This window comes from Sphingobium sp. DN12 (assembly GCF_051058005.1).
GTDB lineage: Bacteria > Pseudomonadota > Alphaproteobacteria > Sphingomonadales > Sphingomonadaceae > Sphingobium > Sphingobium yanoikuyae.
In genome coordinates, this window is sequence record NZ_CP173717.1 from 4,089,603 (window position 1) to 4,114,138 (window position 24,536).

A 24,536-nucleotide genomic window follows, 5' to 3' on the forward strand; every position below is an offset into this window, starting at 1 on the left:
ATCGCTGATTTGCTCGCAAATGCAGCATTGCTGCAATCATTTCAATCACCGTGAAATTATCTTGCTTATCAGGTGTAAAATTGCGGTTATTACGCCTTGTTGCATTTTTGATACAGCCCTGTCCAAAAGCGGCAAACTACGATTTCCCGCGCTTTACAGCAGCTTTCCCACCGCGCAGGTTCCGCCAATCCGTACGGGGGGATCGCTGTCGGGCACCTTATCCCCTTGTAGGTACACATGAAGGCAGGTGACTGCCCAACTCCAGAGCAAGGGACTGGAAACGTGAAGACATTTTCGAAGAGGGCACTGCTGCGTGCCAGCGCCGCTCCGGCGATCCTCGGTGCGTCGCTGATCGCGACGGCCGCGTTCGCGCAGGATGCGCCGCAGGCTGCCGATGCGGAAGCCGCCGACACCATCATCGTCACCGGCTCGCTGATCAAGAATCCGAACCTGGCCCAGTCGACCCCGGTCCTGGCAACCACGTCGGACGAAATCGAACTGAAGCAGAGCAACAACGCGGAACAGCTGCTCCGTGAAATTCCGGGTGTCGTTCCCAGCATCGGTTCGGCCGTGAACAACGGCAACGGCGGTGCATCGACCCTCGATCTTCGTGGTCTGGGTTCGAACCGCAACCTGGTTCTGATCGACGGCCGTCGCATGGTGCCTTATGGCCTTGGCGGCGTTTTCGATCTTAACAACGTTCCGCTGGCGCTCGTCGAGCGCGTCGACGTGCTGACCGGTGGCGCATCGACCACCTATGGCGCCGACGCCATCGCCGGCGTGGCCAACTTCATCCTGAAGAAGGACTTCTCGGGCTTCGAAGGGACCGTTTCGGAACAGCTGACCGAACAGGGCGACGGCAATGCCTTCCGCGCTGACGTCACCATGGGCGCGAACTTCGATGACGGCCGCGGTAACGCCGTGTTCAGCATCGGTTATCAGGAAGTCGATCCCGTCTATCAGGGCGACCGTTCCTTCTCGAGCACCTATCTGGAATCCTATCTGGCCGAATGTATCTCGTGCCAGGGTTCGGGCACTGCCACGCCTTCGCGCATGACCGTGCCGGGCGCCGGCACGCTGCAGGTCTCTCCGGACGGCAGCTCGCTGGTTCCGACCTACTCGCGCTACAACTTCAATCCGTACAACATCTTCCAGACGCCGTTTAAGCGTTTCAACATGTTCGGCCAGGCCAATTACGAGATCAGCGACTCGGTCAAGGCCTATACCCGTGGCATGTTCTCGAAGAACACGGTCAACACCATCATCGCTCCGTCGGGCGCCTTCGGCCTGTCGGTCGTGGTTCCCTACAGCAATCCCTATCTGACCGATGGCATCCGTAATCAGTTCTGTAACGGCAATGGCCTGACCGCCGCGCAGTGCTCGGCTGCTGCTGCTGCGACGGATCCGAACGATCCGAACTACCGCACCTTCAGCACCACGCTGTCGCGTCGTGCGGTCGAAGCCGGTCCGCGTATCTCGGAATTCAAGACCACCTTCTTCGACTATGCACTGGGCTTCCAGGGCGACATCGGCTCGCACCTGAGCTGGGACGTCGGCGGTTCCTATGGCGAATCGGAGCAGGTCCAGACGCAGAAGGGCTACACGCTCAACTCGCGCGTTCGTAACGCGCTGCTGGCGACCAACACCACCACCTGCCTTGACGGGTCGGATACGTGCGTTCCGCTGAACATCTTCGGCCCGACCGGCTCGATCACCCAGGACATGGTCGACTATCTGACTGCCAACAGCCAGATCACCACCAAGACCACCCTGGCCCAGGCGCACGCCACGCTGAGCGGTGACTTCGGCGTGACCTCGCCGCTGGCGTCGAACCCGATCGGCTTCGCCGTCGGTGGCGAATATCGCAAGTACACCGCGTCGATCGAATCCGACCTGCTGTCGCAGGCGAACGATCTGGGCGGTGCTGGCGGTGCCCAGCCGAACGTCGACGGTGGCTTCGACGTCTATGAAGCTTATGGCGAACTGATTGCCCCGCTGATCGAAGACCGTCCCTTCGCGAAGCTGCTGTCGGTCGGCGCTGGCGTTCGCTACTCCAGCTACTCGGTCGACGCGCCGAGCAGCCCGAGCTACGACACCTGGACCTACAAGTTCGAAGGTAGCTGGGCTCCGGTCGCTGACCTGAAGTTCCGTGGCAACTATTCGCGCGCCGTCCGTGCGCCGAACGTGTCGGAACTGTTCACCCCGCAGACCATCGGCCTGACCAACCTGGCCTCCGACCCCTGCGCCGGTACCAACCCGGTCGGCAATGCCAACCTGACGGCGATCTGTATCGCTCAGGGCGCGCCTGCTTCGACCATCGGTCTGATCGAGCAGCCGTCGGCTGCGCAGGTGAACAACCTGAGCGGCGGCAACCTGAACCTCAAGCCGGAAACTTCGGACAGCTGGGGCGTTGGCGCCACCTTCACGCCGACCTTCCTGCCGGGCTTCAACGCCAGCATCGACTATTATAACATCAAGGTGAAGGACGCGATCACCACCCCGACTCCGGGCGACGTGATGGACGCTTGCTTCGGCAACGTCACCGCAGCCAGCGCCTCGAGCGCCGCCTGTCTGAACATCGGTCGCGGTGAAGATGGCAGCATGAACGGTCTGGTTGCGACCGGCCTGTACATGCCGCTGTCGAACCTGGGCCGCCTGAAGACCGACGGTATCGACCTGTCGCTGAACTATAAGCATGAGTTCAACTTCGCGACGCTGAACCTGTCGTTCAACGGCAACTGGACGAACAGCTCGACCTTCCAGTCGAGCCCGGAATCGGCGAGCCGTGACTGCGTTGGCTACTATTCGGTCAACTGTGCTTCGATCCAGCCGAAGTTCTCCTGGTCGCAGCGCACGACCTTCACCTTCGGTGATGTCGACCTGTCGCTCCTGTGGCGCCATATCGACAATGTGAAGTTCGAGCCGCAGCAGCTGGCTGACGATATCCAGGCCGGTCTGGACTCGGGTTGCGAAGACCCGGCCGGTGCGGATCCGGATGGCTGCGTGGTTGACTCGCAGTTCCGCAAGATCAAGGCTTACGACTATTTCGACCTGACGGCCCGCGCCGCCGTGTCGGATAACGTGACCCTGACCTTCACCGTCATGAATATGTTCGACAAGAAGCCCCCGATCGTCGGTGGTTCGGTTGGTTCGACCGCCTACAACAGCGGTAACACCTATCCGTCGACCTATGACGCTCTGGGCCGTCGTTTCGCCGTCAGCGCGAAGATGAAGTTCTGATCCTGATCGGAACCATCTGAACAAAAAGAGAGGCGGATCGCAGGATCCGCCTCTTTTTTATTGTCCAATCGATATTGCGTCGGCGCTGGGGCGGCGGGTCCGCCTTATCCGTTCAGGCCATGGTCCAGTTGCATCGGTACTTCAAACCGCGTCGCCAGTTCTTCGGCCCAGCGCAGCACCATCGCGATCTCCTCGCCATGGGCGGCGATCGCCTGCCTCTTGTCATCGTTGCGCCGCTCGGAGCCAAAGGCGTTGCCGGTCTTGCTGTCGGTGGTGAAGGCGGGGCCGGCCAATATCGCATCGATCCCGCCATCGTCGATCGACAGGCGGAAATGGCGGATCAGTTCCGCCATGCTGCTGGCGGGTTCTGCCATCAGCCGGTCGCTGTCCAGGGATCGCACGCGATCGGGGCCCAGCGATTGCAGCAGCGCGGCAAATTGCGCCTTCTGGGCCAGCCATCCCACTGCTGCCGCCTGCAGGTCGGTCAGTTCCAGATAGTCGCTCTGGTCAAAGCCGAAGGGAATGGCGCCGTCGCGTATCTGCTTGATCAGCAATTCCCGCGCCCAGCGACGGCTCCATAGTCCCTTGCGGGCAATGGAGGAGAGATATTGTTCCAGCGGCGCGTAAAGCAACAGCGCCTTCGCATCCGGCTTCATCGCCATCATCGCCGGGATCAGTCCGTTGACGATATTGGACGGCTTGATGATCATCGCTTCGCCCGCCGCGAACGGACGGGCAAGCAGGCCCAGTCCCTGGTCCATCACCATCGCGATCTGCCGCCCTGTGCCACCTCGATGGCGCCAGCCGACCATGTCGTTCAGCAGCACCGGTTCCTTCAGCGTCGAAGCCATGCCCGGCCGATCCAGCGCGCGCGCCAGCAGCGTCGAGCAGCAATAGGCGGTATGAAAAATGAAATGCATCGGCGCCGGCGCGGGCGCCTCGGCCAGCATCGCGCTGCGGCTGACCACCAATGGCGGATCGGACTTCAGATATTCGTCGGTCAGGAACGTCGCGGACGCGCGCTGTTCGCGGTCCACATGGATCAGATGGATCTGGTCCTGTCGTTCATCATAACGATGCGCCAGCCAGGCCGGATTGCGGGCGATCGCGCCCATGTCGGTGACCTTGTCGTTCATTGCCGGAGCCATCGCATGCTCCCCTTGGAACGACAAGCGTCGGCCCGCCGATTTCGGGTTGCCGGATGGCCGGCCCTTGGGCAGTTTCGGTGCAGGGGGAATGATGATGACGATAATGGTGGAAGATTATTTGCGCGCGGCAGATGGTGCGCGCAGCCGGGGGGATCGCGCCGAGGAAGCGCGCCAGTTGGACGCCGCATTGCGGCAGGCGGACAATTCGCCGCAACTGCTCAACCGGCGCGGCATGCTGGCGCTGACGATGGGGCAGGCGAAAGAAGCCTTTGGCTTTTTCGAGCAGGCGGCGCAGCTTGATCCGAAGGAGCCGGCGCTGTGGATGAATCTTGCGACGGCGGCCCGCGGTGCGGGGAACAGCGATGGCGAACGCCGGGCGCTGGAACAGGTGGTCACGCTCGACCAGACTCACTTCATGGCCCAGCTGAGGCTCGCGGAATGGGAGGAGCGGGCAGGAGAATTGGCCGCTGCGACCCAGCGCTGGGGCAACGTCCTGGCACTGGCGTCGGGATATGAGGATCTTCCACCCGCGCTCACTGATCGGCTGGCCGAGGCGCGGGCCTTTGTTGCCCAGCGCATGTCGGGCTTCGCGCAGGAAATGGATGCCGCGCTTCAGCCGGCGATGGAGGGGCTTGATCCTGGCGAGACGCGGCGATTCCAGGCCGGCATGGACCGGCTGCTGGGGCGGCGGCGCATCTACCATAATGAATGTTCGGGCCTTCATTTTCCGTTTCTGCCAGCCGATGAATTTTTCGACCGCTCTCACTTCCCATGGATGGCGCAGCTTGAGGCGAAAACCGATGCGATCCGCGCCGAACTGCTCAACCTGCTTGAAAATGGCGATGACCTGCTTCGCCCTTATGTCCGGCTGGAGGACGGGACACCGACGAACAAATGGACGGCACTGGACCAGTCGCTTGACTGGGGTGCCTGTTTCCTGTGGGAATATGGTCGTCGCAATGATGCGGTCTGCGATTTATGCCCGGAAACGGCCGCCATCCTGGAGTCGCTGCCGCGCAGCGACATCGATGGACGTGCCCCTTCGGCCTTTTTCTCGCTGCTGCGGCCGCATGCTCATATTCCGGCGCATACCGGCGTCACCAATATCCGCACGATCATCCATCTGCCGCTGATCGTGCCGCCCGGTTGCCGCTTCCGTGTCGGTGGTGAAACCCGCGCCTGGGTCGAGGGCGAAGCTTTCGCCTTTGACGATACGATCGAGCATGAAGCGTGGAATGACAGTGACGCCTTGCGCGCTGTCCTGATTTTTGACGTTTGGAATCCGCATCTTACGCCGCTGGAGCAGCAATTGTTGGCTCGCTATTATGCAGCTGCAGATCAGAGTTCGCATCGGCCGCCGGAATAAGGACGCGCAACGCAGTTGTGACTTGCTGTGATGCGGCATTTATATCAGGATTATTGCATGGATTTCGGTTCGACCGAACCGATGGCTGGAGTTTCATCATGAAGGTGTTTTTGGTTCAACTGACCCTGGGGCTGACGCTGCTCGGCAGCAGCGTCGTCGTGGATGCGCAGGCCCCTGCGGCGGACGCGAAGCTGGATCGGAATGATCCCAATGCCGTGCGTTGCCGCCGTCTGGAGGTCACGGGTTCGCTGGTGCGCAAGGAGCGTGTCTGCAAGACCAATGCCGAATGGCGGGCGATCAGCGAGCAGCAAAATCGTGATGCCGATGACATGATCACCCGTAGCCGGGCGGGCATGAACCCGAACGGCTGAGCCGGCCTGCGGGCATGCTATTTTGCCTGTGCTCGCATGACCGGCCCGATTTCTACGCATGCGCAGGCCGATGGCATCGCCATCGGCCTGCCTTGTATTAGCCGACACTGAGTTTCAGCGCGCCGTCGCCGTCTTCCACTTTCACCGTCGATCCGTCCGGCACCTCGCCGCGCAGGATCAGGTCGGCCAGCGGATCCTGCAGGTAACGCTGTACCGCCCGCTTCAACGGCCGCGCGCCATAGACGGGATCATAGCCGACCCGGCCCAGCCAGGCGCGCGCGCCGTCGGTCAGGTTCAGCACCACCTTCCGATCCTTCAGCAGCTTCTGCACCCGCGCCACCTGGATATCGACGATCGGCGCCATATGGCCGGCCCCCAAACGGTGGAACAGGATGATCTCGTCCAGACGGTTGAGGAATTCGGGGCGGAAATGGCTGCGCACCATCTCCATCACCTGGTCCTCGACCTTCTCGACGGGCTCGTCGTCGGGCTGGGCGGCGATATATTGGCTGCCCAGGTTCGACGTCAGCACGATGATCGTGTTGGTGAAGTCGACGGTGCGGCCCTGGCCATCGGTCAGGCGGCCATCGTCCAGCACCTGCAGCAGCACGTTGAACACATCGCTGTGCGCCTTCTCGACCTCGTCGAACAGCACGACCTGATAGGGCCGGCGCCGCACCGCTTCGGTCAGCACGCCACCTTCCTCATAGCCGACATAGCCCGGAGGCGCGCCGATCAGCCGGGCGACCGAGTGCTTCTCCATGAACTCGCTCATGTCGATGCGCACCATCGCGCTCTCGTCGTCGAACAGGAAACCGGCCAGCGCCTTGGTCAGCTCGGTCTTGCCGACGCCGGTGGGGCCAAGGAACAGGAAGCTGCCCAGCGGCCGGTTCGGATCCTGCAGACCCGCCCGGCTGCGGCGCACGGCGGTCGCCACCGCGCGCACGGCATCGGCCTGGCCGATCACCCGCTTGCCCAGTTCCGCTTCCATCGCCAGCAGCTTCTCGCGCTCGCCTTCCATCATCCGGTCGACCGGAATGCCGGTCCAGCGCGACACGACGCTGGCAATATCCTCGGCCGTCACTTCCTCGCGCAGCATCGCGCCCTTGGACGCGCCCTGGGCTTCGGCCAGCTGCTTTTCCAGCTGCGGGATGGTGCCATATTGCAGCTCGCCGGCCTTGCCATAGTCGCCGCCGCGCTGCGCCTGCTCCAGCTGCAGGCGCGCCGCGTCGAGCTGTTCCTTCAGCTTGGCTTCGCTGGCGATCTTGTCCTTCTCCGCCTGCCAGCGCGTCGTCAGCTCGGCCGACTGCTGCTCCAGATTGGCGAGGTCGGTCTCCAGATTGGCCAGCCGGTCCTTCGACGCCTGGTCGCTTTCCTTCTTCAGCGCCTCGCGCTCGATCTGCAACTGCATGATCCGCCGGTCGAGATTCTCGATTTCCTCGGGCTTGCTCTCCACCTCCATGCGGATGCGGCTCGCCGCCTCGTCCATCAGGTCGATCGCCTTGTCGGGCAGGAAACGGTCGGTGATATAGCGGTTGGACAGGGTCGCTGCCGCCACGATCGCGCCGTCGGCGATGCGCACACCATGATGCGCCTCATATTTGTCCTTGATGCCGCGCAGGATCGAAATCGTGTCCTCGACCGTCGGCTCACCCACGAACACCGGCTGGAACCGCCGCTGGAGGGCCGGGTCCTTCTCGACATATTTGCGATATTCGTCGAGCGTGGTCGCGCCGATGCAATGCAGCTCGCCCCGCGCCAGCGCCGGCTTCAGCAGGTTGCCGGCATCCATCGCGCCTTCGGATTTGCCCGCGCCGATCAGCGTGTGCATCTCGTCGATGAACAGGATGATCTGTCCGTCCGCGCCCTTCACCTCGTCGAGCACGCCCTTGAGCCGCTCCTCGAACTCACCACGATATTTGGCGCCGGCGATCAGCGACCCCATGTCGAGCGCCATCAAGGTGCGGTCCTTCAGCGTATCGGGCACGTCGCCATGGGCGATGCGCAGCGCCAGCCCTTCCGCGATCGCGGTCTTGCCGACGCCCGGCTCGCCAATCAGCACCGGGTTGTTCTTGGTCCGGCGCGCCAGGATCTGGATGGTGCGGCGAATTTCCTCGTCGCGGCCGATGACGGGATCAAGCTTGCCGGCCTTCGCCGCCTCGGTCAGGTCGCGCGCGAATTTCTTGAGCGCATCATAACGGTCTTCCGCGCCGGCGGTATCGGCGGTGCGGCCGCCGCGCAGCTGGTTGATCGCGCCGTTCAGCGCCTCGGCGCGCACGCCGGCGGTCGCCAACGCCTTGCCCGCCGTCGTGGTCGTTGCCAGCGTCAGCGCCAGCAGCAGCCGTTCGACGGTGACGAAGCTGTCGCCCGCCTTCTGCGCCACCTGCTCGGCGCTATCGAGCACGCGCACGGCGTCATTGTCCAGGCCCGGCGTCTGCTGCGCGCCGCTGCCCGACACGGCCGGCACCCTGGCCAGCGCGGCATCGGTCTCGCGCAGCGCGGTCGCGGCATCGCCGCCCGCCGCCTTGATGAGGCCGGACGCCATGCCCTGCTCATCTTCCAGCAGCGCCTTCAACAGATGTTCGGGGCTGATCCGCTGATGGTTCATGCGGATCGCAACGGTCTGCGCCGACTGGAGAAAACCCTTGGCGCGGTCGGTGAATTTTTCGAGGTTCATTAGCATCCCCTTCAAGGCATTGCTGGCGATGTAATGTTGCAAAAATGACACACAAGAGGCGCGGGCAAAAAATCCGCGCCCCTTGCCTATTTTACTTACTGCTTGGGCGCCTTGGCCGCTTCCGGTGCGAACAGGTCGCCGAAGAAGTCCGCCTTGTACCATTGCGGCGGAGTGTCGCTATCGGTCATAACCCGCGCAATGCGATAATTTGCCTCGGCAAAGCGGGCGCCCGCATCCCAGTCGATCTTCTGCGTCATGTCGTCGCCGGGATGGTGATAGGCGCCGCTCAGAAATTCGCCCCAGGCCTTCTCGCCGCCATTGGCATAGCCGGTCGCCAGGAAGACGGCGGGCACGCCCTGCTTCACGAACATATAATGGTCCGACCGCACGAAGATGGTTTCCTGCGGCATCGGGTCGGCGGCCAGCTTGATCCCCATCGGCGCAACCGCCTTGGCGACGATCGGCCCCAGCGTCGAATGGTCGGCGCCGAACGCGATCACATCGGTGAAGGGATAGAGCAGCAGCGGCATGTCGAGGTCGACATTGCCGACGATCTGCTTGCCCGGCACGGTGGGGTGGCGGGCATAATAGTCCGCGCCCAGCAGGCCCTTCTCCTCGCCGGTGGAAGCCAGGAAGACGATCGACCGGCGCGGCTTGTTGGGCGACTGGGCCATGGCACGCGCCACTTCCAGCATGGTCGCGATGCCGGCGCCATTGTCCAGCGCGCCATTGTTGATGCGGTCGGTGTCGGGCTTGTCGCCGGGGTTTGCCGGGCTGATGCCGATATGGTCGAGATGCGCCGACAGGACGACATACTCGTCCTTCAGCTTGGGGTCGCTGCCGGGCAGGATGGCGACGACATTGGGGCTGGTCACCCGCTCGCTGACGCTTTCCACCTGGATCTGGACATTCGACTTGAGCGCAAAGCCCTTGGGCTTGCCGCCGACCTTGTCGGCTTGCTTGCGGATCGCGGCGATGCTGGTCGGTGCGCCGGCGAACACGGCCTGCGCTGCGGCATCGTCCAGGCTGGCGCCGACCCGGATGCCGGGGGCCGCGTCGAACGGCACGCCCTCGGGCGAGACCCAGGTGAAGTCGGGCTCATCGGCGAACTGGACCATGCGGTTCCAGGGGCGGGCCTTCATCGACTGGAGCGTGCCGATCGAGAGCATGCCGATCGCGCCATGCGCCTCGGCGATCTTGCCCTTGGTGGCGGACAGATGCGCGCCTTCCTCGCTCGGCAGTCCCTTGGGATAGCCGCGCAGGGTGACGACGATCTTCCCCTTCACGTCCAGCCCGGCATAGTCGTTGAGGCCGAGCCGCGCATTTTCCAGGCCATAGCCGACGAACACCAAAGGCGCCGACACGTCCAGCTTGGGTTCGGCCGCGTTCATGCCGATCAGCACGTCGCCGGCATGGGTGAAGCTTTTGGTGCCGGCCGGACCGGTGACGGTCAGCGTGCCCGGCGTCTTGGCGCGCTCGGTCTTCTGGAAGCCGATGCGCTGCAGCCAGCTTCCGTTGTCGCCGGCGGGCTTGAGGCCCAGACCATCGAACTGGCTGGCGACATAGCGGGCGGCGATTTCATGCCCTTCGCTACCGGTGTCGCGCCCTTTCAGCAGGTCGTCGGCCAGAAATTCGACATGGGCGCGCACAGCGGCGGCCGAAAAGGTCGGCGCATCGGCTGCGGCCGGGGTTGCTGTTTGAGCGGGCAGGGTGGCGGGCAGCACAAGGGCGGCGGTGGCGGCCAGCAGGGCCAGGCGTTTCATGGGATCGGGGACTTTCCGTCTCTATGGATGATGGCGTGCAGACTTGCCGCTGCGCCCCGTCGCTGTCCAGCCTCCGCTTGTCGATATCATGCGTATTGCGCCGCTATCACGCCCCGCTATGCTGCGCGCCATCGCGGCGGAGTTCGTTCCGGCCGCATCGACTGCCCTCCTTTCCTAGAGGCCTTCATGATCCTTACCCGCATGTCCCGCCGGCTTCCCCTGATGCTCGGCCTGTCCGCGCTGGCGCTCGCGCCGCTTGGCTCCGCCGCGCTGGCCGCCCCGGCCACCGCAGCCGCCGCGCCCGCGCCGCTCTCCAGCCTCGTTTCGGCGGTGGACATCCCCTATCAGGAATTTCGCCTGCCCAACGGTCTGCGGGTCATCGTCCATACCGATCGCAAGGCGCCGATCGTCGCCGTCTCGGTCTGGTATCATGTCGGCTCGCGCTTCGAGCCCGCCGGCAAGACCGGCTTTGCCCATCTGTTCGAACATCTGATGTTCTACGGCTCGGAAAATGCCGACGGTCCCTTCTTCGGCCGTCTGGAGGATATCGGCGCCACCGACTGGAACGGCACGACCTGGTTCGACCGCACCAATTATTTCGAGACGGTGCCGACCGGCGCGCTCGATCGCGCACTGTTCCTGGAATCCGACCGCATGGGCCATCTGCTCGGCGCCGTGACCCAGACCAAGCTCGATGCCCAGCGCGGGGTCGTCCAGAATGAAAAGCGCATGGGCGAGAATGAGCCCTATGGCCTGGTCGAATATGCCCAGCTTGCCGGCATGCTGCCCGAAGGCCATCCCTATCGCCACTCGACCATCGGCTCGATGGCGGATCTGAACGCGGCCAGCCTTGCCGACGTCCAGAGCTGGTTCAAGACTCACTATGGCCCCAACAATGCCACCCTGGTGCTGGCCGGTGACATCGACGTGCCGACCGCCAGGGCCAAGGTCGAAAAATGGTTCGGCAACATCGCGTCGGGCCCGGCCCCGCAGGATGTCGACGCGACCGTGCCGACGCTCGACAAGGATGTGGAAAAGGTGATGCACGACAATGTCGCTGCCACCCGCCTCTACCGCAACTGGATCGTCCCCGGCGTCAATTCGCCCGACCTGCAGCAGCTTGACCTTGCCCTCTCGGTATTCGGCGGCCTCGGCTCCTCGCGCCTCGACAATATCCTGGTCCGCGACGAGAAGGTGGCGGTCGCGGTCAAGGCCAGCATCCAGCCGTTCGAGAAGCTGTCGATGGTCGAGATCACCGTCGACGTGAAGCCGGGCCAGGATCCGGTCGCCGTGGGCAAGCGGCTCGACGCGCTGCTCGCCGACTATCTCGCCAAGGGGCCGAGCGCGGACGAGGTGCTGCGCGCCGCGACCCAGCAGCTCTCCGGCACGATCGGTGGTCTCGAAAAGGTTGGCGGCTTCTCCGGCAAGGCGGTGACTCTGGCCGAAGGCGCGGTCTATTCCAATGATCCCGGCAAATATAAGAAGGATCTCGCCATCTATGCCGCCGCGACGCCCGCCAGCGTCTCGGCCGCCGCGCGCAAATGGCTGGGCCGTCCGGTCTTCCGCCTGACCGTGTCGCCGGGCGAACGCTCGGCCGAGGATAATGCGCTCGCCGGCAATGCGCCGACGGGCAGCGCCACCATGCATCCCGCCCATTTCCGCGATCCCAATGGCCCGTCGCCCAAGGTCGGCACGCCCCCGCCGCCGACCAAGGTGGCCGAGCCGCCGATCGAGCCGGTCAAGGATCTGGTCTTCCCGCCGGTCGAGCGCGCGAAGCTGTCCAACGGCATGTCGGTCGTCTTCTCGCGCCGCGCCACCGTGCCGGTGGTGAAGGTCTCGGTCGCCTTCGACGCGGGCAATGCCGCCGACAACCGGCAGAAGCTCGGCACCGCCGCGCTCACCACCGCCCTGCTCGACGAAGGCACCACCAGCCGCAATTCGGTGCAGATTTCCGAGGAGCAGGAACGCCTGGGCGCCGGCATCAGCGCGGCCAACAGCATGGATGCGACCAATGTCGGCCTCTATGCGCTCAAGCCCAATCTCGACGCCTCGCTCGGCCTGCTCGCCGACATCATCCGCAATCCCGCCTTCGATCCCAAGGAAGTGGAGCGGTTGCGCAGCCAGATGCTGACCCGCATCGCCGCGGAAAAGACCCAGCCCATGGCCATCGCCCAGCGCATGCTGCCGCCGATGCTCTATGGCCAGGCCCATCCCTATGGCATTCCCTTCACCGGTTCGGGCACCGAAAGCGGGGTGAAGGCGGTGACGCGCGCCGATCTGGTCGCCTTCCATGACACATGGATGCGCCCCGACAATGCGACCATCTTCGCCACCGGTGACACGACGCTGGCTGAACTGCTGCCGCTGCTCGAAAAGCGCTTCGGCGACTGGAAGGCGCCGGCCATTGCCAAGGGCGCCAAGCTGTTCCGCATGGACCGCATGATGCGCCCGTCGCGCATCGTCCTCATCGACAAGCCGCAAAGCCCGCAGTCGATGATCCTCGCCGGCCAGCTCACCAACAAGGCGGGCACCGACAATCCGGTCACCCTCATCACCGCGAACGAGGTGCTGGGCGGCAGCACCACCTCGCGCCTGACCATGGACCTGCGCGAGGCGAAGGGCTGGGCCTATGGCGCGGGCACCGGCATGCCCGGCGTCAAGGAAACCATCCCGCTGCTGGTCTATGCCCCGGTCCAGACCGACAAGACCGGCGAATCGATCATCGCCGCGCGCCAGGACATCAAGGATTTCCTGACCAGCAAGGGCACGACCCAGGCGGAGCGCGACCAGACCATCAACGGCCAGATCCTGTCGCTGCCCGGCAGCTTCGAAACCTCGTCCGACCTGCTCTCGGCGATGATGCGCAACAATCTGCTCGGCCGGCCCGACGACTATTACGCCACCCTGCCGGCCACCTATCGCGCCATCACCGCGGCGCAGATGGATCAGGCCGCGCGCGAGGCGATCAACCCCGATCGGCTGATCTGGGTCGTGGTCGGCGATGCGAAATTGGTGAAGCCCCAGCTTGACGCGGTCGGCCTGCCGGTGGAAATGGGCACATTGGCTGATTGACGCTAACGTAAAGGAGAAGTGAGATGGCTGCAGTGGATGGTGCCTATGATTGCGTGGCTAAGACCCCGCTGGGCGAACAGACCGGCGTGTTCACCGTGATCAGCACGGGCGACCGTTTCAACGGCACCTTTGCCGGCATGATGGGCTCGCTCGACGTCAAGGACGGCGTGGTCGCCGGCAACAAGCTCACATGGAAGATGGAAATGACCATCCCCATGCCGATGACGCTGGAATGCGAAGCCGAAATCACCGGCGAAAGCCTGACCGGCACGATGCAGCTCGGCGCCTTTGGTGCCGCGCCGTTCACCGGCGCGCGTCGCGCATAATCCCGATCGGCTGCGGCCCGGTTCACGCCGGGCCGCAACCGACATTACCAAAAATTCATGGCCGACCCGTTGCACTATAAAATTAGTTAGCTATCTAAGCGTTCGTGAATCGGACCGAACTTCAGCGCGCCCTGGCGCATAATATGCCGCAGATCGCGCGCCTCTGGCGCCAGCTTGCCGATTCCACCCTGGCCGAATTCGGCGTCTCCAATTCCGCCGGCTGGTGCCTGCTCTATCTCGACCGGCTGGGCGCCGACGTGCGCCAGATCGAGCTGGCCGATGTGCTGGGCATCACCCAGCCGTCGCTGGTCCGCACCCTCGACCATCTTCAGGCCGCCGCCCTGATCGAGCGCACCCCCAATCCCGAGGATCGCCGGTCCAACTGCCTGTCGCTCACCACTTCCGGCCGCGACCTTGTCGGCCGCATCGAAACGCGGCTCAGCAACATGCGCAACGACCTGCTCGATGGTGTGCCGGACGCGGATATCGAGACCGCCGTCAATCTGTTAGAACTGCTGCGACGCCGTATCGGGGAGCGCCGGGGCCAGTCATGAAAAAGGCCGCTTTGTCAGCCTGGAGCGAGCGCCTTGGCGTTCCCGCCGCGCTATTCTCGCTCAAATGTTTCCTGGCGGCGATGCTGGCCCTTTATGTGGCGCTCAGCATTGGCCTGGAACGCCCCTATTGGGCCTTCCTCACCTCCTATATCGTCGCCCAGCCGCTCGCCGGCGCGGTGATTTCCAAGGCGATCTTCCGCGCCATCGGCACCATCGTCGGCGCCGCCTTCTCGGTCGCGATCGTCCCGCCGCTGGTCAATTCGCCCGAACTGCTGACCCTCGCCATGGCCGCCTGGCTGGCGCTCTGCGTCTTCGTCTCGCTGCTCGATCGCACGCCGCGCTCCTACATGTTCGTGCTGGCCGGCTACAGCGCCTGCCTGATCGTCTTCCCCGACGTCGACTCGCCCCAGACCATCTTCACCGTCGCCACCCTGCGCGTGCAGGAAATCTGGATCGGTATCGCCTGCGGCAGCATCGTCCATGGCGTCGTCCTGCCCGGCTCGATCACCGGCAACCTCTTCGCCCGCGTCGAAGCCATGCTGCGCGACGCCGAACGCTGGTCGCGCGACGCGATCGCGACCGATCCGGTGCCCGGCCTCGATGCCGAACGCCGCCGCCTGGCGCAGGACGTCACCGAACTGCACCAGATGTCGATCCATCTGCCCTTCGACATCAGCCGCCTCGCGCCGCGCGTCCGCACCGTGCGCGCGATGCAGGACCAACTCTCGCTGCTGCTGCCGCTCGGCGCCGCGGTGGAGGATCGGCTGGCCATGCTGAAACAGGCCAATGGCGGCATCGTCCCGGCCCAGGTCGAACAGCTGATCGCCGATGCGCGCGACTGGCTCGACCATCCCGGCACCGACAGCGCGACCCGCGCCGCCGGTGCCCAGGCGCTGATCGACCGCTGCGCCGCGCTCGAACCGGCAGCCGACAGCGATATGGACTGGGCCGGCATGATGCGGCTCAGCCTCTATTCCCGCCTCGGCACGCTGATCGCCGTCCATCGCGACTGCCGCGACCTGTTCGACCAGATGCTGACCCACAGCCGCAGCCCGGTGACGCCGCGCGTCGCCGAACTGCTGGAGGGGCGCCGCAACCGGGAACTGCATCGCGACTATGCCGGGGCCGCGCGCGGCGCCTTCGCCGCCTTCATGACGGTGACGATCGGCTGTGCCCTGTGGATCGGCAGCGGCTGGCATGACGGTGGCAGCGCGGTGATGCTGGCCGGCGTCTTCCTCGCCCTCTTCTCCGCGTCGGACAATCCGCTCGCCCCGCTCAAGGGCTTCATGATCGGCACCATCATCGCCACCTTCCTCGGTGCTCTCTATGGCTATGCCATCATGCCCCGGCTCGACGGCTTCGCCATGCTCGCTCTGGCCTATGCGCCGCCGCTGCTGATATTGGGCGCAATGATGGCCTCGCCGCGCTGGATGGGCATTGCCCTGCCGACGCTGCTCGGCCTGGGCAGTCCGGTGCTGCTCTCCAGTGCCTATGTCAGCGCCTTCGCCTCCTATGTGAACGGCTCGGTGGCACAGCTTGTCGGCATCTGGTTCGCCATCATCATGGCCGGCCTGCTGCAATCGGCCGGGGTGGAGCGCGCCGTGCGCCGCACCGTGCGCGCCGGCTGGGCGGATATCGCCACCCGCGCCAACCTCATGACCCAGCCCGATGTGCGCGGCTGGATCAACCGCATGCTCGATCGTATCGCGCTGCTCGCCCCACGCCTCGCCGCCATCCGCACCGACAGCGGCAAGCCGCTCTATGACGCACTGCGCGACCTGCGCACCGGTGTCGCCATCGGCGAACTGCGCCAGCTCCGGGTCGATCTTCCCTTTGACGAAGGCGCCCCGCTTGGCCGGGTGCTGGGCGGCGTGGCCGACCATTATCGCCGGCTCGATCCCGATGCGCCGGCATCGGCCGATCCCGCCCTGCTCGATGACATCGACAGCGCCATCGGCGACCTTGCCGCCAATCCCGCGCCCTCGGTCCGCCGCGATGCGATCCTGGCGCTGGTCAGCCTGCGGCGTAATCTCTTCGCCGACAGCGCCGGCTATCGCATGCCACCCATGCCCCCCCTGACCGGAGTCCCCGCATGACCGGCGAATTGTCCATCGACGGGGTCTTCTTCCCCACGTTGCTGGCGCTGGCGCTGGCCGCGCTCATCCTCACCTATGGCCTCACCCGCCTGATCGCGGCGTTCGGCCTCTACCGCTTTCTCGCCTATCGGGCACTCGTCGACCTCAGCCTGTTCGTGCTGACGCTCGGGGGCCTGTCCATTCTCGTTCCGATGCTGGGAATCCGCCTATGAACCGCCTGACCGGGACGCTGATCCGCAGCGCCGCCACCATCATCATCGTCATCCTCGCCGTCATCGTCGCGGTGTGGATGTGGAACCATTATGAGCGCAGCCCCTGGACCCGCGACGGCCGTGTGCGCGCCGACGTGGTGCGCGTGACCCCCGATATCGGTGGCCTCGTCACCTCGGTCGCGGTGCGCGACAACCAGCAGGTGAAGGCGGGCGACCTGCTCTTCGTCATCGACACGCCGCGCTATGCGCTGGCGCTGGAACAGGCGGAGGCGCAGATCGCCAGCGCCCAGGCGACGCTCGGCCAGGCCCGGCGGGAGGCTACCCGCGATCTGGCGCTGGGCGACCTCGTCGCCAAGGAAAGCCATGAACAGAATGTCGCCCGCGTCGCCACGGCGCAGGCCGCGCTGGCCGAGGCACGGAGTGCGCGCGACGCCGCCGCCTTGAACCTCAAGCGCACCCAGGTCCGCGCTTCCGTGAATGGCGTCGTCACCAATCTCGATCTTCACCCCGGCGACTATCTCGGCGCCGGCACCCAGGCGATGGCGTTGATCGACAGCGACAGCCTGCGGGTCGAGGGCTATTTCGAGGAAACCAAGTTGCCTCTGGTCTGCATCGGCGCGCCCGTCACTGTCCGCCTGATGGGCGAGAAGCAGGATCTGCACGGCAAGGTCGAAAGCATCGCCTACGGCATCAATGACTCGACCCGCAGCGATTCCGGCAATCTCCTGCCCACGGTGGAGCCGACCTTCTCCTGGGTCCGCCTCGCCCAGCGCATCCCGGTTCGGGTGAAGCTCACCAATGTCCCGGCCAATATCACGCTGATCTCGGGCCGCACCGCCACGGTGACGGTCGAACCGGCGAAGAAGGATGCCAAGCCGGAAAGCTGCCGCCATGCATAAGGGTATCACCACATCCTTGCTGGCACTGGCGCTCAGCGCCTGCGCCACCGCCGGGCCGGACTATCATCCGCCCGAACATTCGGCCGCGACCGCACCGGGCGCGCAGGGCGCCTTCCAGTCGGCGCAGGGCGCGGGCTTCAGCAATGCCGACCTGCCCGACCATTGGTGGAAACTCTATAACGACCCCCGGCTCGACGCACTGATCGCCGAAGCGCTGACCGCCAATACCGACCTGCGCGTCGCCGACGCCAATCTCACCGCGGCACAGGCCGTGCTGCGCGAGACGGAGGCCGGGCGCCAGATCAGCACCACGATTAGCGGCGGCGAAACGCTGGCGCGTCCCTCGGGCGTGACCCAGCATCTGCCCGGCTCGGTCAGCTATGATTTCGGCCTCAGCGCCTCCTATCCGCTCGACCTCAACGGCCGCATCCGCCGCGCGATCGAATCGAGCGGCGCCAATGTCGAGGCGGTGACCGCCGCGCGCGACTATGTCCGCGTCAGCGTCGCCGCCGCCACTGCCAAGGCCTATGCCCAGGTCTGCGCCGCCAATTATGCGCTTGGCGTCAATCGCCGGGTCGTCTCGCTCCAGCGCGATACGCTCAACGCCACCCAGCGCCTATTCAAGGGCGGTCGTGGCACTGCCTTCGACGTCAGCCGCGCCCAGGCGGCGGTGGACCAGAGCGAGGCGACGCTGCCGGTCTATGAAGCCCAGCGCCAGAGCGGCCTCTATCTGCTCGCTACCCTGCTCGGCCGTCCGCCGGCCGATTACCCCAGGGATGTGGAGGGCTGCGCGACCCTGCCATCGCTCGGTGCGCCGTTGCCGGTGGGCGATGGCACGGCGCTGATCCGCCGTCGCCCCGACATCCGCCAGGCCGAACGCATGATCGCCTCCGACACCGCGACCCTGGGCGTCGCCATGGCCGATCTCTATCCGCAGGTCAGCATCGGCGGCTCGGTCGGCCTGTCCGGCCCGCTCAAGGATTTCGGCTCCGGCTCCGCCTTCGGCTTCAGCCTCGGCCCGCTCATCAGCTGGACCTTCCCCAATCGCCCGGTGGTTCGCGCCCGTATCGCCCAGGCCGATGCCCAGGTGCAGGCCGATCTCGCCAGCTTCGACGGCAGCGTGCTCGAAGCGCTGCGCCAGACCGAAACCGCGCTCGAAACCTATCGCCGCGATGCGGAAAAGGCCGCCGCGCTCGATCGCGCGCGCGACAGCGCCAATGTCTCGGCGGGGCAGGCGAACAAGCTGTTCCGCTTTGGCCGCAGCGATTTCCTCGACCTGCTCGATACCCAGCGCAGCCTCGCCAGCGCCGAATCCTCGGCCGCGGCCGCCCGCGTCCAGCTGGTGCAGGACCAGATCGCCATCTTCCTGGCGCTGGGCGGCGGCTGGACCTCAGACGATACCGGCAACCAGGGCGCGGGGAACGCGCAGCAATGATCCGTGGCGCGCGCCGGCCGGCATGGTCAGGCGCGCGCTGACGTCGGTCCACCTAACCATGTCGCGCGTCATCGCCGCGCCCCAGCGACCTTCCTTGTAGACGTCATAATAGCAGAGCAGCGCATCACCGACCTGCGCGCTCATCGGCCCTTCGACCCAGCCGGGCGAGAAGGGCGGCGACAGGGGGCCGAACGGCCCGGTCGGGCTGTCCGCCTTCGCCACCTGCAGCCATTTGTGCGGCGGCTGCACCGTCTCGTCCTTGACGATCAGGTAGAGGCCGCCGCTCGGGCCCTGCGCGAATGTCCCGTCGATCACGCTGAAGCCGGGATCATAGAGCGGCGCGGGCGCACTGAACGTCTCGAAATCACTGGTGCTGACCGACCAGAGCCGATGATTATAGCCCGACTCCGACGTCCCCGCCGTCTCGGTGAAACGGCCCTCCACCGTGCTCGACCAGAACAGGATGTGGCGCCCGGTCGCCGGATCGCGCACCGCTTCGGGCGCCCAGCAATTGCGGGTGCCGGGCACGTCCTGCATGACCGGGATGGCGCGCTGCGGCGACCAGTGGACCAGATCGCGGCTGGTCGCATGGCCGATCGTCACCCCTTCCCAGGCGGTGGTCCACAGCAGATGATAGACGCCCTTGTCCGCGAACAGATAGGGGTCGCGCATCAGCTTCTTCTCGCCCACCTGCGGCACCAGCAGGCTGCGCCCGCCCGCCAGCGTGCGAAAGGCAAAGCCATCCTCGCTCACCGCCAGCTTGAGGCCGTCGGCCTCGCCCTTGCCGGTGGTGAAATAGGCAAAGACCAGCAGGTCATCGGCGCGCGCCGCCGACCGGGTGGCACATCCCGCCAGCGCCATTGCACCCAGTCCCAATGTGAAGTCGCGCCGTCTCATCAGCGATAATCCTTGGCCATTTGCGGGTAGAGGTCGAGCAGCTCATTGGCGACATAGTCGCCGCCATGGCCCATCGGCCCGGTCGGTTCGGGTTTCGGCACGGCCGGCTGCTGCGATGCCAGCCCGCCCGGTGCCTCCGCCCCGTTCAGCCCCTGGCTAATCAGGTCGGGCTTGGCGCCTTCGCCGGCATTATGCCCGTCCTGGTCGAAAATAGCCTCCTGGTGCCGGATCGGCTCCCAGATGAACGTGCCCCAACCATGCTTGCCGGGCAGGGCATGGACCAGGTCGTTGATATAGCGTTTGCGGCTTGAATATTCGGCGACCAGCAACCCCTTGTCGGGATAGCGCTTCACATATTCGCTGAAGGTCGTGGCCCAGTCGCCCTGCGCCCGCTGCTGGTAGCAGGAAAAGCCGACCACATCGAAATCCACCTGCCGCGCGATTAGCGCATCGGTCCATTCGCGCACGATCGGCCAGTGCCGGCCCAGATGATTATGCACCTGGATCGCCACCCCCGGCTCGGCCCGGCGCGCACCGGCAATCCCCGCGCGCAGCAGTGCGGCAAAGCCGTCGAACCCGCCGACGTCACCGACCCTGGCATGATTGGCGTCGGTCACCGGATTGCCGGTCGACGTCGACAGCTTCACCCGGCCATAAGGCCACAACATGCCGAAGGTCGTCTCATTGCCGATCACCGCCATGTCGACCGGCGCGCCGCCCGCCCGCATCGCCACCAGCGTGTCGTGCGTATGTGCCTCGACTGCCTTGGCCAGCGCCGGCAGGTCATAACCGGCCCAGGCCGCCGGCACCGCCTGATGCTCCGGGTCGGCCCAGGTGTCGCTATAATGGAAACTCAGCACCAGCCCCATGCCGGCATCGCGCACGCGCTTGCCCAGCTTCACCGTCTGGGCCAGACCGGCCCAGCCCTTGTCCGGCTCCCGCCTGGAATAGCCTTTGGCCGGATCGACGAAGATGCGCAGCCGGATCGCGTTGAACCCGGCATCGCGCAGGATCAGGATCGGGTCTTTCTGCACCCCGTCCACGAAATAGCGCGCCCCCGCCGCCTCATCCTCGGGCACCCAGCTCACATCGGCACCGATCAGATAGGGGCCGAGCCGTGCGCCATTCTTGCTCACCTTGGCCAGCGCCGGCCGGGCCAGCAGGGGCAGGGTGGCAAGGCCAAATGTGCCGCGGCGCGTGAACCGGGTCATGCCTTCACCTCCATGCGATATTCCGGTACGATGCGCAGTGTCTCCAGCGTCGCGACCTGCGCCCCCGCCGGCAGCTTGGCCCGCGCGGCATCGTCCAGATAGATGGGTGCATCGGCGCGCAGCGGCATCACCGTCAGCGTCCAGGGCCGGCCCAGCCGCGCGGCAAAGCGCTTCAGGCCGATCCGCCAGACCCGTCCGTCCCAATAGGCATCGTCCAGCATGTCGGGGCCATCGAACAGCCGGCCGATATCGCCGCGCCAGTCGATCTCCAGAAAAGCGTCGCCGCCCTCCGCCAGAACATCCTTGGGGATGGTGAAGCTAAAGGCCGCCGCCGCCTTGTGCGCCTCAGGCAGGGGCTGCATCGCCGCTTTCGCCGGTCCGCCAATCTCGATCGGCGGCGCCGTGCCGGCCTCGCGCGTCCGGGTGAAGGGCAGGGGCACGATATCTGTCGCCTTCGCCGTCATCATCGCCGCCTTGCCGGGCAATATCTGCCAGGCGAAACGTGCCTCGCCGCGCTGGCGCAGTTCCAGCCCGTCCGGCCCGAACAGCACATCCGCCGCGCTCAGCACCACGCGCCGCTCGCCACCGATCTCGCCGACCCAGATGCGCTTTGCCGCCTCCCGGTCGATCAGCAGCAGCCGCACCGATCGCCCGTCCGCGCCGGTCACCCGCACCGGGCGCGTTGCGGACGGTGGCACCTGGACGATCACCCGCCCGCCTTCGCTGCGTGCCGGCGCATCGACCTTCGTCCCGGCCGGGAAGGCCAGCTCGACCGGGCCGGGCAGGCAGGCCGCCATCACATGGATCGGCCCGTCCCTGTCGGCAATGCGCGTCACCGGCTGCGCCGTCGCCCAGTCGAGCCGCACCCCGTCCAGATCCATGCCGATCGGCCAGAAGAAATTGTCGCCCGGTGCGATCGTCACCGGCCGGCTCGGCAGGCGAACCGTGCCGCCGGCCAATGTTACATCGAACTGCGTGCCGGGATGCGCCGCCGTGCCATATTGGCGGACATGATTGTTGACGAACAGGAAGCCGCTGTCCCCCTTCGCCCGCACCGCCCAGCGCAGCGTCTTCAGGTCATCCTTGTCGGCCGGCAGCACCGCCGGCGCATGCACCGTCATCGGCGCGAGCGTCTCGCCATAGGCGGCCAGGAAATAATGGAGCGGGCGCAACGCTGCGCTGACCGGATTGACCTCGCCATATTGGCCGATCGGCGCCTGGAAATCATAGCCGATCGCCGGGCAGTCATTATAGCCGCCCGACCGCTGCGTTTCCTCCAGCATGCGCCCGTTCGCCAGCGGGTTGGCGCCGCCATGGAACATATAATAGCCCAGCAGATTGACGCCCGATCCGACCTGCGTCGTCACCGCCGCCGCCACGTCGGCCGGCTGCAACAAAGGCCGCCGTCGATACATGACCGGCACGCCGCCGCCATATTCCGCGCCCAGGAAGGGCGTATCTGCCATGTCGCTGTCGGCGTCGCCGCGCCGCCCGCCGCGCGTCTGCGCGCCCAGGTCGCCGCTCACCCGGCTGTCGAAGCGGAACAGGTAATTTTCCTTGGGCGGCAGTTTCACCGTCTTCGCCGACCAGGGTTCGTCGGGATAGCCGCCATGCACCGGCACCACTTCGCCCTTGGGATAGACGGTCTGGTCCCACCCAGTCACGGTATAGAGCGGCACGTCGAAGCCGATCCGCAGCGCCAGCGCCTTCAGCGCCGCGATATGCTCCCGGCCCTGTCCGGGACCACCCAGATTATATTCATTCTCGACCTGCATGCCGACGATCGGCCCGCCATCCTTCCACATCAGCCCGGTGAGCTGATCGTGCAGCCCGCGCCAGAAGCGCTCGACCTGCGCCATATAGGCGGGGTCATTGCTGCGCGTGCGGGTGCTGCCGGCGATCCAGTCGGGGATGCCACCAAAGCGCGCCTCGGCATGGCCCCAGGGGCCGGGCCGCAGGAAGAAGAGCAGGCCATGTTTCTGGCAGAGCCGCACGAAACGCCCGATATCGCGGTCGCCGGTCCAGTCGATCCTGCCGGGCGCCAGCTCGACATGGTTCCACAGCACATAGGAGGCGACGATGCCGACACCGGCCGCCTTCATCTTCAGCAATTCCTCTTCCCAATAGGCGCTCGGGAAGCGGGTGAAGTGAAATTCGCCCATCACCGGCAGCCAGGGCCGGTCGTCGCGGGTCAGATAGAGATTGGTGATGCCGATCCGCCCCTGCGGCCCGGCGCCGGTGCCCATATGGAGATGGCCGGATTTGAGCGGCAGGCCCGGCTTGCGCGCATCCAGACTATTGGCCGTCTGGGCCAGGGCGTCAGCGGGAAGGGCAAGACCCAGGCCGGCAAGGCCCGTGGCAGTCAGCGCCGTGCGCCGGTCGATATCGGGCATCCGTCCTCCTGTGATGAAACGGGAGGCTGAGCCCTCCTCTTCGGTCAGGTCCGTCCTGCGCCCACCCGCTGGCAGGCGCAGGACGGGATATCAGCGAGCCAGCCAGCCGCCATCGACGGCCAGGACATGGCCATGGATATAATTGGCCGCCGGCGAAGCGAGGAACACGGCGGCGCCGCCAATGTCGCTCGGGTCGCCCCAGCGGCCGGCCGGGATGCGTTCCTGGATCTGGCGGTTGCGGGTTTCGTCGGCCTGCAGCGCGGCGGTGTTGTTGGTGGCGATATAGCCCGGCGCGATCGCGTTGACGTTGACGCCTTTGGCCGCCCATTCGTTCGCCAGCAGCTTGGTCAGGCCGGCGACGCCGCTCTTGGACGCGGTATAGCTCGGCACCCGGATGCCGCCCTGGAACGACAGCAGCGAGGCGATGTTGACGATCTTGCCGCTGCCCTGCGCCAGCATGTGCCGCCCGGCCGCCTGGGCGAGGAAGAAGGTGGATTTGAGGTTGGTGTCGATCACCGCGTCCCAGTCTTCCTCGGTGAAGTCGACGCTGTCGGCGCGGCGGATGATGCCGGCATTGTTGATCAGGATGTCGAGCCCGCCCAGCTTGGCGATCGTCTCGTCGACGACGCGCTGCACCGGTTCGATGCTCGACAGGTCGGCCGAGACGATCTCCGCCTTGCGGCCGAGCGCCCGGACCTTCTCGACGGTCTCTTCCGCCGGGGTGCGGCCGACCGCCGCAATGTCAGCGCCGGCTGCGGCAAGCGACAGCGCGATCGCCTGGCCGATGCCGGTATTGGCGCCGGTGACGATGGCGACCTTGCCACCAAGATCGAAGATGTTGCTCATATAAGCTCCAAATCCCCCTCCCGCTTGCGG

Annotated in this window: 17 protein-coding genes; 10 read left to right on the plus strand and 7 right to left on the minus strand. The window is 65.7% G+C overall.

Translation table 11 applies throughout. From position 1 onward, the window contains the following. Nucleotides 1–282: 282 nt before the first annotated feature. Complete coding sequence (locus tag ACI6S0_RS19430; protein ID WP_010337510.1) at nt 283–3,240, plus strand: TonB-dependent receptor; 2,958 nt, start codon at nt 283–285, stop codon at nt 3,238–3,240. A 104-nt stretch (nt 3,241–3,344) separates the two neighbouring features. Here the strand turns inward: ACI6S0_RS19430 and ACI6S0_RS19435 are convergent, their stop codons facing one another. Then, complete coding sequence (locus ACI6S0_RS19435; protein WP_434404018.1) at nt 3,345–4,376, minus strand: hypothetical protein; 1,032 nt, start codon at nt 4,374–4,376, stop codon at nt 3,345–3,347. Between the two features lie 103 nt (nt 4,377–4,479). Between ACI6S0_RS19435 and ACI6S0_RS19440 the strand changes: the two genes are divergently transcribed. Further along, a complete protein-coding gene (locus ACI6S0_RS19440) occupies nt 4,480–5,754 on the plus strand; it encodes an aspartyl/asparaginyl beta-hydroxylase domain-containing protein (RefSeq protein ID WP_206435065.1) in 1,275 nt (424 codons plus the stop codon). 98 nt (nt 5,755–5,852) lie between these two features. Continuing rightward, complete coding sequence (locus ACI6S0_RS19445) at nt 5,853–6,125, plus strand: hypothetical protein (protein ID WP_004209319.1); 273 nt, start codon at nt 5,853–5,855, stop codon at nt 6,123–6,125. Between the two features lie 97 nt (nt 6,126–6,222). Here the strand turns inward: ACI6S0_RS19445 and clpB are convergent, their stop codons facing one another. Beyond that, on the minus strand, nt 6,223–8,802 hold the full coding sequence (gene clpB, locus ACI6S0_RS19450) for an ATP-dependent chaperone ClpB (protein WP_004209321.1): 2,580 nt from the start codon (nt 8,800–8,802) through the stop codon (nt 6,223–6,225). Between the two features lie 95 nt (nt 8,803–8,897). Beyond that, nucleotides 8,898–10,565, minus strand: coding sequence for a M28 family metallopeptidase (locus ACI6S0_RS19455; protein WP_434404019.1), 1,668 nt, complete (start codon nt 10,563–10,565; stop codon nt 8,898–8,900). A 186-nt stretch (nt 10,566–10,751) separates the two neighbouring features. Between ACI6S0_RS19455 and ACI6S0_RS19460 the strand changes: the two genes are divergently transcribed. The 7 genes from ACI6S0_RS19460 (at nt 10,752) to ACI6S0_RS19490 (ending at nt 19,159) form a co-directional block, all read left to right on the plus strand. Further along, on the plus strand, nt 10,752–13,637 hold the full coding sequence (locus ACI6S0_RS19460; RefSeq protein WP_434404021.1) for a M16 family metallopeptidase: 2,886 nt from the start codon (nt 10,752–10,754) through the stop codon (nt 13,635–13,637). A 23-nt stretch (nt 13,638–13,660) separates the two neighbouring features. Further along, complete coding sequence (locus tag ACI6S0_RS19465; protein WP_434404023.1) at nt 13,661–13,963, plus strand: hypothetical protein; 303 nt, start codon at nt 13,661–13,663, stop codon at nt 13,961–13,963. Between the two features lie 104 nt (nt 13,964–14,067). Then, nucleotides 14,068–14,517 (plus strand): MarR family winged helix-turn-helix transcriptional regulator, encoded by a 450-nt coding sequence (locus tag ACI6S0_RS19470; protein ID WP_037508040.1) that lies wholly within the window; start codon nt 14,068–14,070, stop codon nt 14,515–14,517. Then, entirely contained in the window at nt 14,514–16,613 is a 2,100-nt protein-coding gene (locus ACI6S0_RS19475) for an FUSC family protein (RefSeq protein WP_434404024.1), read from the plus strand. The genes ACI6S0_RS19470 and ACI6S0_RS19475 overlap by 4 nt, the downstream gene beginning before the upstream one ends. Next, nucleotides 16,610–16,825: a DUF1656 domain-containing protein gene (locus ACI6S0_RS19480; RefSeq protein WP_004209328.1), complete on the plus strand. Its 216-nt coding sequence runs from the start codon at nt 16,610–16,612 to the stop codon at nt 16,823–16,825. The genes ACI6S0_RS19475 and ACI6S0_RS19480 overlap by 4 nt, the downstream gene beginning before the upstream one ends. Continuing rightward, entirely contained in the window at nt 16,822–17,724 is a 903-nt protein-coding gene (locus tag ACI6S0_RS19485; RefSeq protein WP_004209329.1) for an efflux RND transporter periplasmic adaptor subunit, read from the plus strand. The genes ACI6S0_RS19480 and ACI6S0_RS19485 overlap by 4 nt, the downstream gene beginning before the upstream one ends. Beyond that, nucleotides 17,717–19,159 carry an efflux transporter outer membrane subunit gene (locus ACI6S0_RS19490; RefSeq protein ID WP_434404025.1) on the plus strand — a complete coding sequence of 481 codons (1,443 nt, stop codon included), beginning with the start codon at nt 17,717–17,719 and terminating at the stop codon, nt 19,157–19,159. The genes ACI6S0_RS19485 and ACI6S0_RS19490 overlap by 8 nt, the downstream gene beginning before the upstream one ends. On the opposite strand, the gene ACI6S0_RS19495 is transcribed toward ACI6S0_RS19490, so the two are convergent. From ACI6S0_RS19495 to kduD, 4 genes are all read right to left on the minus strand, one after another. Then, nucleotides 19,115–20,056 (minus strand): glycoside hydrolase family 43 protein, encoded by a 942-nt coding sequence (locus ACI6S0_RS19495; protein ID WP_434404026.1) that lies wholly within the window; start codon nt 20,054–20,056, stop codon nt 19,115–19,117. The genes ACI6S0_RS19490 and ACI6S0_RS19495 overlap by 45 nt on opposite strands. Further along, nucleotides 20,056–21,267, minus strand: coding sequence for a glycosyl hydrolase 53 family protein (locus ACI6S0_RS19500; protein WP_434404028.1), 1,212 nt, complete (start codon nt 21,265–21,267; stop codon nt 20,056–20,058). The genes ACI6S0_RS19495 and ACI6S0_RS19500 overlap by 1 nt, the downstream gene beginning before the upstream one ends. Continuing rightward, on the minus strand, nt 21,264–23,660 hold the full coding sequence (locus ACI6S0_RS19505) for a beta-galactosidase (protein WP_434404029.1): 2,397 nt from the start codon (nt 23,658–23,660) through the stop codon (nt 21,264–21,266). The genes ACI6S0_RS19500 and ACI6S0_RS19505 overlap by 4 nt, the downstream gene beginning before the upstream one ends. Nucleotides 23,661–23,750: 90 nt before the next feature. Continuing rightward, a complete protein-coding gene (gene kduD, locus ACI6S0_RS19510) occupies nt 23,751–24,506 on the minus strand; it encodes a 2-dehydro-3-deoxy-D-gluconate 5-dehydrogenase KduD (protein ID WP_434404030.1) in 756 nt (251 codons plus the stop codon). Nucleotides 24,507–24,536: the final 30 nt, after the last annotated feature.